The sequence below is a fragment of the Paraburkholderia phytofirmans genome, assembly GCF_046028095.1.
Taxonomy (GTDB): domain Bacteria; phylum Pseudomonadota; class Gammaproteobacteria; order Burkholderiales; family Burkholderiaceae; genus Paraburkholderia; species Paraburkholderia phytofirmans_A.
This window is the reverse complement of the sequence record NZ_JAQQDJ010000006.1, coordinates 398,564-408,043: the sequence shown is the minus strand read 5'-3', so window position 1 is coordinate 408,043 and position 9,480 is coordinate 398,564. Positions and strand designations below refer to the sequence as shown.

Here is a 9,480-nt window from a genome sequence, read left to right as displayed (position 1 = left end):
TGCGAGCGACTTCTCCCTGCGCACACCGGCGCTCGCGCTGCTGCTGTGCTCGATGCTCACGGGCTGTCTGGTGGGCCCAAACTTCGAACGCCCGCAGACCGCCACGCCCGACGTGTTCAACCGCACCCGGACCGCACAGGCTTCGAGCAAGGCAGTCGAATCTGAATTCACACCGCAATGGTGGACGCTGTTCAACGATCCGATACTGGACTCGCTGGAACAGCAACTGACCGATGCGAATCTCGATGTGGCAGCCGCGTCGGCACGTCTGCGGCAAAGCCGGGCGCAACAGCGCATTGCCGGTGCCGAAGAATATCCGACGCTGAACGGCGCCGCCTCCTATGACCGCGAGCGCGGCAGTCCGAACGGCATCCTGTCGCTGCTTGGCGTCACGCCGACGGGAAGTCAGACGCAGTCGGCATCGGGCAGCGCGCCGCTTGGTGTCGCGCCGTTGCCGGGATCCAAGGGCTCGCCTGCTTACGATCTGTACCAGTTCGGCTTCGATGCCTCATGGGAACTCGACTTCTGGGGCCGCGTGCGACGCGGTGTCGAGGCCGCATCGGCGCTCTCCGATGCCTCGTACGAGGACCGTAATGCGATCCTGCTGTCCGCCCGCGCCGAACTCGCGCGCGACTACATTCAGTTGCGCGACACGCAGGCGCTGCTGCAGATCGCGAAACAGAACCTCGACATCGCCCACGACGCCACGAAGCTCACGCAAAACCGGGTGCATGAAGGCGTCACGACGGACCTCGACGTGGCCAACGCAATGGCCCAGGCGGAGTCGATCGAAAGCCTGATCCCGACGCTCGAATCGCGCAACACGACCACGATCAATGCGATTGGCGTGCTGCTGGCGAAAGAACCGGGTGCGTTGCAGCAGATGCTCGCCGAGCCGCACGATGTGCCGGCGCTGCCCGATCAGGTGCCGATTGGCGTTCCGTCGGAACTGGTGCAGCGCCGACCCGACATCCGCAAAGCCGAGGCCCAGTTGCATGCGGCCACTGCGACGATCGGCATGGCGAAGGCCGACTTCTATCCGCGCATTTCGCTGAACGGCAGCGCGGGGTTCCAGAGCCTGCAACTGTCGAATCTCGCCGACTGGGCGTCCGGCCAGTTTGTCGTGGGACCGTCGATCACGCTGCCGATATTCGAAGGCGGACGCCTGAAGGGCACGCTTCATTTGCGCGAGGCGCAGCAGCAGGAAGCGGCGATTGTCTACAAGCACACCGTGCTTCAGGCATGGCGTGAGGTGGACGATGCACTGGTTGTCTATGACGCCGAACAGCGGCGCCGCGATCGGCTGAAAACGGTTGTGAGCCTGAACCAGCGCGCGCTGTCGATTGCGCAGCAACGGTACAAGGCGGGTGCGGTGGATTTCCTCGACGTGCTGAACGTGCAGAAACAGTTGCTCGATGCGCAGAGTAATCTTGAACAGAGCAAGGCCGCCGCGGACGCGAACCTCATCACGCTATGCAAGGTGCTCGGTGGCGGATGGGAATCAACGTATGCCAGGCAGGAAAGTCCTCATTGAACCAGTGTTCTGCCGCGTGCGACAAGATGTGCGTATGAGACCCATGTTCCTGTAGCTGACCTCTTTCAAACATGAGGTCAGCGAACAGGCACCTTTACGACTCCACCAGCCGTTCCGACGCCGCCTATATCTTTGCGTTCAACGCAGCGACCGGAAGCTCACGCGAACTTCTTCCGAGAAAACTTGCGGCTGCTCCCAGGCCGCAAAATGTCCGCCTTTGGGGAGGCGATTGTAGTGAATCAGCTTCGGATACGCCTTCGCTGTCCAGCTTTGCGGTGCAGCGTAGATTTCATCTGGAAAGACGCTGACGGCAACCGGGATGGCAACGTGCTTCGGAGCAAAGAAGTTGAGCTTGTTCTCCCAATACAACCGGCCCGACGATATTGCCGTGTTCGTGAGCCAATAGAGCGTGACGTTGTCGAGAACGTCGTCTCGCGTAAGCCCCTCGGACTGTCCGTCGAACACGCGTGCGATAAGCGCCTGACTGGCTGAGTCGTGGTCGAGCATCCACGCGGCGAGGCCGACAGGCGAATCCTCAATGCCGTACAACGTCTGCGGGCGGTTCGCCATTTCCAATGCGTAGCCAAGGCCGTGCTTATAGAAATAGTCGAGCTGATCGAACGCGTGCTTTTCATCGGGGGAGAGACCTGCAGGCGCCGGCTCTCCGAGCTTGAGTGCCTGTGCAATGTCGTCCGGCACAGTTGCCGGCATGTTGGTATGAATGCCGAGCAGTTCCGGCGGTGCCAGCAGAGCCATCTGCTCCGTGACAGCATTCCCCCAATCGCCGCCTTGCGCCACATATCGCGTGTAGCCGAGCCGTTTCATCAGTACGACCCAGGCGCGTGCGATGCGAACAGGATCCCAGCCGGTCGCCGTCGGTTTGCCTGAGAACCCGTAACCCGGCAGCGACGGAATCACCACATCGAATGCGTCCGACGCCGTCCCGCCATGGGCGGTCGGATTGGTCAGCGGACCGATGATCTTCAACTGCTCGATGATCGAACCGGGCCACCCGTGCGTAACGATAACCGGCAACGCATTGGCATCTTTCGAACGGACGTGGATGAAATGAATGTCGACCCCGTCGATCTCGGTGACGAACTGCGGCAGCGCGTTCAGCCTCGCTTCGACTTTGCGCCAGTCATAGCCGCTCGCCCAATAACGCGCGAGCTTCTGCATTGTCGCGAGCTGCACACCTTGTGACGCATCGGTCACCGTCTCGCGGTCTGGCCACCTGGTTGCCTTGATACGTCTCTTCAATTCGATGAGTTGCGATTCCGGCGCGTGCACACGAAGTGGACGAATAGCGGTCTTGTCACCGCCGCTCGACTTCGTGATCTCAGTGATAGTTTGATTCGTTTCCGCGAAAGCGAGTCGACTCAACGAGCCCGCAACAGCGGCCGCCGCTGCCACACCGATAAACCGGCGGCGCGACGGGGTCTGGGGAAGAATAGTGTCAGCCATACAAGCTCCTGTTCGGCAAAGAGTCCAATGAGGCGGAGCGATGAGTGCGGCAGTACTGCAATATTCTGGGCAAGCGCCTTCGCGATTGTCCAATTGAACCGCCTGTAGAGGCAGCCTGTTGGCAAGCCTCACATCGTTATCGCTTCGACCGACCGCAAACCGCAGTTCGCAGTAGTTGTAGCGATTGTGTGGAAGCAAGCCCTCCGGGTAAACGGCCAGCCTAGAACAACAGTTGTGTCGGTCGCGAACAAATCCGTAGTGTTCGACTTTTCCAGCCATCGCCGTATCGACGCGATGCGTGAAAAGATCGTGTCCAAATTCCATGCACTAACGACCGTACCGGCTGAACAATCTCACATTACTTCGCATCGCTCAATATATTGAGCCGATTCTTGATTGACCGGTGCAGTCATGTTCATTGGTATCTGCCGAATGGGTGCCTACACTAATTTGTGTGGACCGGATGTCCCGCGCATTCTTTCTTCCGCGAATTTCCTCAGCATCAAAAAGGAAGCAAACATGAAACTGACCCAACTGCTGGTGGCACTTGTCGCAGGCCAACTGTTTTTCAACGGCAGCGCGATAGCACAGAACGACCAGGCGAGCACCGCTGCGAATCAAAGTGCGCAACCGGAAGCCGGCGCGAAGCATGAGTTCAGGATCAAGCGCGTGACGCCGGCATACTGGCGCGTCACCATCGACCATCCGCCCTTCAATATCTTCGGTCCGGAATCCATACCGCAGTTGAACAGCGTGATCACCCAGATAGAGAACGATCCCGAACTGAAGGTCGTGGTGTTCGATAGCGCGGTACCCGGTTTCTTCCTGACTCACTACGACTTCGTACCGCCCCTCGAAGTCACGACGCGCATGCCGCCCGGTCCGACAGGCATGGCGCCGCTACCCGATATGCTCACTCGCCTGAGCCGCTCTCCCGTGGTGTCGATCGTGTCGATCCGGGGCCGGGCTACGGGCGTTGGCAGCGAGTTGTCCCTTGCGTCCGACATGCGCTTCGCCAGCCGTGAAAAAGCCGTGCTCTCCCAATTCGAAGTGGGTGCCGGATTCGTTCCCGGCGGCGGACCGATGTCCCGTCTTCCCCGTCTAATGGGTCGAGGCCGCGCACTGGAAATTCTGCTGAGCGGCAACGATATCAACGGCGAACTTGCCGAACGCTATGGCTATGTCAACCGCTCTTTTCCGGATGCCGAATTGGACAGGTTTGTCGATACCCTCGCTCGCCGCATAGCATCCTTCGACAAGCAAACCATCGGAGAGATCAAGCACTTCGTGAACATTGCCACTCTCCCTCCCGATAGCGAAGTCGGGCCACAGTGGGACGCATTCATTACTTCCGTGCAACGTCCAGCGGCACAGCGGGACATCAAGAAACTGATGGAACTCGGACTGCAGAAAAAGCCTGACGTGGAAATTCATCTCGACCGCTACACCGGCCAGGTCAATCAACCGGACAAGTAATGCCACTCGCTTCGTAGCGGGCCGAGCGATCAGTCGCGGGGTTCATTTTGGCGGCTGCGTGCCGGCCTGCTCTGCAACGATATGGTTGGCATACCAGTCCGGCCAGTTTTCGTCATGCTGTCCGGAGAGTTTTTCATGTTCGCCATGCGCGGCCGCCGCGCGGCGCAGCGCCCCTGCGAGTTCCACTGCCGAAGTGAATGTCGTGGCGTGCGCGTCTACTCTTCCGGGAAGTCGGGTGGTCACCTCCTGGAAGACCCAGCCATTTCCGTCAGGATCGCTGAACGAAGCGAAGGAACCATAGCTGCTCCGCGCCGCTTGCGGGCCGCTCACGCGTCCCTCCTTGCCCGCACGATGGAAAAGGCCGCCGGCATCATGGAAAACTTCGCTCACGTCGATGCCGCGCTCGACAAGCTCAGCGTGCGCCCTGGTTATGTCGGACACAATGAGATGGAGTCCCTGCACCGATCCCGGCTCTTCCGTCGTGACGCCCTTGCCGAAAAGGATCGAGCATTGCGAGCCCGGGGGCGTGAAATGGACAACCCGAAACGCTTCATCTTTCGCGATATCGACGTCGAGCCTCCAACCTAAGCTGACGTAGAACTGCTTGGCGCGATCGACGTCGGAGACCGGGATGACAACTATCTCGAGCTTCATGTCGACCGTCTGCGCTGTACCTGCAGCCGTCCTGGCTTCGTTGGGTGTTTGTGCATTGCTCATGTCAAGCTCCTCGTGTTTCGGTGAATCAAGGGTGACTGATACGTTCTAACGTGGCGACTCGTCTAGCCGATCTGGAATGTCCGACTCCTTGTTGTTCGGCCTGACCGGATTGTTGTATCTGATGGCTTACCAAGAGGCGGGATGAACATGCAAGAAATCTCCAGTAAAGCTCCGCTTTCAAAAAGCTTCAAGGAGGAAAATCAATAATGAACAATTCTCACGAGTACAGGAGGAGTCAATGCATTCTTTGTGGCGAAATGTTCTTCGGTGCGACATCGCCGAAGAACCTGCCGCGTGCGATTAAACCGTCTTGTGACCAGGCACCACGCATCCTCACGCCGCGTGCGTCGCACCTGACTTGTTCCGCGCACGCAAGTCTGTTTGCGCCGGAGGGTATTCGAACCCGGCGCCAAAGCGCCTGGATTAGCCCCTTATCGGAGCCGTGGACCCGATCAATAACAGCGTCCACTCAATCGATTCGGAGGGTCTCCATGAGTACGTCACAAAAGGTCGTTGTCGTTACCGGCGCCTCACAAGGCATCGGCGCAGAAGTCGTCAAAACGCCAATCGTCACGCCCCAAATAAGCCACAAGGGCGCGAGCCCAGGCGCCGATGCGGTCAACGCAGAACAACCTTCATTCCGGCGCTGCCCGGGTCACCGGCCCACCGATTCGAACGGTGAAGGCCGCGCATATCGAGCCTCGGCTTGCCGCCAGCCGTAATCTTCCCGATAGTCACTCAACGGCAAAACAGTTGCTGCATCCTTGATGTCGTATCGAGCCGATGATCTGAAAAACTGGATGCAATAATCGACGAATGTCCTGAGCCTCGCCGGAAGCAGTTCCCTGTGCGAGTAGAAGAGACAGATTTCGACCTTGCTGTCGAATGTGGTGCACAGCGGCAGGATAGGCGTAAGGCGCCCGGCTTCGATATCCTCACGCACCATGGTCTCCGGCAATGCGGCAATACCGGTCCCCATGAGTGCCGCCGCCCTGAGCAAGATTTCGTTCCCGTCCATCGACGACATGGGAGACACGCTCACGCGCGCTTCGCCTTCGAGCAGATCGACGACGTCCACGCCTTTCTTGCGCGAATCCGTGTCCAGCAGAAGAAAGTGATGGTTCAGCTCGGCGGCGGTTAGAGGAACACCGTACTGTTCCAGATACGCGGGCGCTGCGACGAAGATACGCTGTGACTTCGACAACGTGCGGCGAATCACGGCGGACTGCTCGACAAGATGCGGCGGAAGAATCGCCATGTCGAATCGGCCGTCGTACAGGTTGGCGGCTCCCTCCTGAACGGAGACGATCAGATTCACATTGGGGGCAATGGCGTGATAGCCCCGCACCAGGCGCGAAAAGGTTTCACTCATCAGCATCGGATGCACGATCAGCCGCAGCTTTCCGCTGTCGACTTCACGCGAGCGCGTAATGCGGCGATTCGCTTCGTCGAGTTCTTCGAGCAGACGGCAGCAACTTTGATAGTAGGGTTGCGCCGCTTCAGTCAAAGAAACAGATCTTGTCGTCCTGAGCAAGACCCTCGTCTGGATGCACCCTTCGAGCTTGGCGATCGCTTTCGATACCGAACCTGTGGTCACATTCAGCGATTCCGCAGCCTTGCTGAAGCTTTGATACCGTGCGGCGGCAACGAATGCACGCAACATGTAGAGCTGGTCCATCTCGCACCTCACTGGTCAATGTAGAGATGTAGAGCAGAGTATTCAGGCGCCGCGAATCGTCCCTGGCGAGACAATTCAAACAGCCGGGAAACGAATGAAGGGTAAGCGCGAACGCTGTGTGGCACCATTGTTCGATATGGTGTAACCCATTGTGCGCTCGCGTGCCCGACTAATACGTTCGGATGCGCGCGCCTATCCGGCCTGAATGCTTTTTCGGCAACTTTTGCGTGGTCTCAGGACACGGCTATCGCGGCGCATCATGCACCAGCAAGACATCGCGGGACTTCGCGGGGGCGCGAATACGGGAAGGAAATCGGCTGGCGAATGGGTAAACGTCTAGATCGGACTGGTCTGCAACGGCTCGATCAAGTCGAGGGCCGATTCGAGGATCATCGCGCGGGCATTAACCGGCGCGGGCTTCGAGCGCTGCGGATGAAATATGCGGTCCCCGCGCCTGATCCGTTGCCCGCTCAACACGCATGTCCCTGACACCTTGGCGTTCGCGAGCCGCCAGACCTGGGCCCCGTAGAAGCAGCTGGTCGAGTCGCGCCAGGCAATGGTCACAGTGAGCGCTGTGGTCCGCTCGATCAGACTCACTTTCAGATGAGGTAAGTGCCCAATACCCGGCATCGCCTCGAAACCATGGGATGTCCCGCGTTTTGGCACCGGCCTCGTATCAGCGTCCGCGTCAGGGCATTGAAATCCCGATGACAACAGTCGTATCGTCTGACCCCACGGGTCCACTCGGCTAACCAGCATGGCCGCGCTCCTCATGAATCGAAACGTAACATTTCACTTTTCGCCGAACCGGACGCCACACCGGTAACAACACGTTAAGCGCACCGAACAGACGCTTGGTGACCCAAACGCCCAAGGACGGCTGCCGTTTGTCACCTATCGGTGCGTTTGCATATTTGCTCCGAAGCCATGATATGGCCATTGAGGTGTGGATAAAATGCGCGCTCAGGAAAAGGGCTTTTTCCTCGGCAATACTTCTGGCGCGGGCCCGATTCCTTCCCTGCATACACCTGCGCTGCAAGTCCGCGCCGCGCGATCGGCATAACTGCATTCTTGCGCAACGTGCCTAAGATCCGTGCCCAGTGGGTTCGCTTATGCGGCGAGGCGCATGAGCGTCTGTTGAACGCTGGCCGCCGTAGCGTAGCCCGAACTGAGCTGCCCGAACTTTCCGTTCTGCTCGACAAACAACGATGGGAAGCCCGACACACCCAAACGGCGGGTCAGCGCAAAATCCGCGCGAGCGGCCTGTATCGCTTCGTCCGAGGACCAGGCGGCGAGAAACGCATCGGCGTCGACGTCGAACCCCTGCGCCTTCAAAGCCGACGCGCCGATGCCCGCGAGAACCTCACCGTCCGTGGTATCAAGTCCATCGACATAGAATGCCCGCTGGAACGCGCCGAAGACCGTCAGCAGATTAGCCGCAGGCTTGATCAGACGTGCCGTCACCACCGCGCGGCAGACCGGTTCAGTGTCATAGACAAAATTCTTCCTCGCAAGCAACGCTTCACGATTGAATTGCGCGCCGCTCATTTGCTCGACGCGCGCCCAGTGCGTCAGGCGAAACTGCTTGCCTGCGTCGTCCAGAAGCTGTGTGGAGCCCGCGGCCAGGCCACCGAGCACCACCTGTACTTCAAGGTCGGGCATCGCCTCTACGAGGGTTGTCATCTCCCTGTGGACACCATAACACCAGGAGCACATTGGATCGCCTACAAATATGAGTCTCATCGCTAATTCCGTTAGATTCCACTGTTGCGCCGGCCCGTCGTGCCGATCTTGAAGAACACGTGATGCGCCACCGGGCGGCGTCGGGTGGAAGGATCATAGAACCGAATCGCGATGCCACGAACCACGCTAGCCTCAATTCACTCTTTACACCGTGTAACCAAGGTCTTCCTGTTTCGTCGATAGCTGCGTGCAGGTATGGCGCGGGCGGTCTAGACCGGATTTCGCTCCCACTGCATATACGGCCGTATGAGTTCCCCACGCTTTTTCAGTGGCACTGCCACCCGTTCGTACAATGGTTTTCAGCGGCCCGGCCATGTACCTTGATCTCATGGCGAGTGCGGCCGTCTCGCACGCCACCACCTGGAGGGCGAGTCGTGAATGCAAGGGAAGCAGCAAATTCGGTGATCAGCCTGCATGGCGACGCGCTCCCGTCAGCACCGCGCGAGATAGAGACCGACGCCGCCACAGTGAATGCGCTCTCCGAGCGGGTATTCAAAACACTCGTGCTTATCGTCTGCGGGTGGTCTCTGGTTGAAGCACCACTAGAGTTGGGCGGGGCCGACGTCCACGCCGGGCTGCTTGCCCTGCTCGTGTCGAAGCTCGTCGTGGTCGGCACGGGTCTCGCTGCCATTGCCAAAGCACGGTTCGCTCGCGGAATTTTTGCCTTTCTCTGCGGTGCGAGCGTGTTGGCCATCGCACCCGCACTTCCGATGGAATTCAACCATTCCTTCGCGATAGCAATCTTTTCTTCGATCGAATGCTTCAGCAAGGCCGCGTGCGTAATCGCATTCGCCGTCGCGTCGTCGCGGGAAAAGCAGTCTCGCGAGCAATAGCGTATTCGATAGAAACGCGGTTGCGCGTCGACGTA

The 9,480-nt window shown here is 59.1% G+C and carries 8 protein-coding genes; 3 read left to right on the top strand and 5 right to left on the bottom strand.

The window, feature by feature from the left end; translation table 11 throughout:
• Positions 1–1,534: efflux transporter outer membrane subunit (locus tag PQR54_RS20045; protein WP_408248667.1), on the top strand; the 1,534-nt coding region annotated here is incomplete at its 5' end.
• A gap of 138 nt (positions 1,535–1,672) precedes the next feature.
• Here the strand turns inward: PQR54_RS20045 and PQR54_RS20040 are convergent.
• On the bottom strand, positions 1,673–2,998 hold the full coding sequence (locus PQR54_RS20040; RefSeq protein WP_408248695.1) for an epoxide hydrolase family protein: 1,326 nt from the start codon (positions 2,996–2,998) through the stop codon (positions 1,673–1,675).
• A gap of 519 nt (positions 2,999–3,517) precedes the next feature.
• Between PQR54_RS20040 and PQR54_RS20035 the strand changes: the two genes are divergently transcribed.
• On the top strand, positions 3,518–4,474 hold the full coding sequence (locus PQR54_RS20035) for an enoyl-CoA hydratase/isomerase family protein (RefSeq protein WP_408248665.1): 957 nt from the start codon (positions 3,518–3,520) through the stop codon (positions 4,472–4,474).
• Positions 4,475–4,516: 42 nt separating this feature from the next.
• On the opposite strand, the gene PQR54_RS20030 is transcribed toward PQR54_RS20035, so the two are convergent.
• The 4 genes from PQR54_RS20030 to PQR54_RS20015 all read right to left on the bottom strand — a co-directional run bounded on the left by PQR54_RS20030 (position 4,517) and on the right by PQR54_RS20015 (position 8,612).
• Positions 4,517–5,191 carry a VOC family protein gene (locus PQR54_RS20030; RefSeq protein WP_408248663.1) on the bottom strand — a complete coding sequence of 225 codons (675 nt, stop codon included), beginning with the start codon at positions 5,189–5,191 and terminating at the stop codon, positions 4,517–4,519.
• 655 nt (positions 5,192–5,846) lie between these two features.
• Complete coding sequence (locus PQR54_RS20025; protein ID WP_408248661.1) at positions 5,847–6,869, bottom strand: LysR family transcriptional regulator; 1,023 nt, start codon at positions 6,867–6,869, stop codon at positions 5,847–5,849.
• Positions 6,870–7,205: 336 nt separating this feature from the next.
• On the bottom strand, positions 7,206–7,499 hold the full coding sequence (locus tag PQR54_RS20020) for a DUF3331 domain-containing protein (protein ID WP_408248693.1): 294 nt from the start codon (positions 7,497–7,499) through the stop codon (positions 7,206–7,208).
• Positions 7,500–7,979: 480 nt separating this feature from the next.
• Entirely contained in the window at positions 7,980–8,612 is a 633-nt protein-coding gene (locus PQR54_RS20015; RefSeq protein ID WP_408248659.1) for a DsbA family protein, read from the bottom strand.
• 374 nt (positions 8,613–8,986) lie between these two features.
• Here PQR54_RS20015 and PQR54_RS20010 point away from each other — a divergent pair, with 374 nt between their 5' ends.
• Positions 8,987–9,445, top strand: a complete 459-nt coding sequence (locus PQR54_RS20010; protein ID WP_408248657.1) for a hypothetical protein — start codon at positions 8,987–8,989, stop codon at positions 9,443–9,445.
• Positions 9,446–9,480: the final 35 nt, after the last annotated feature.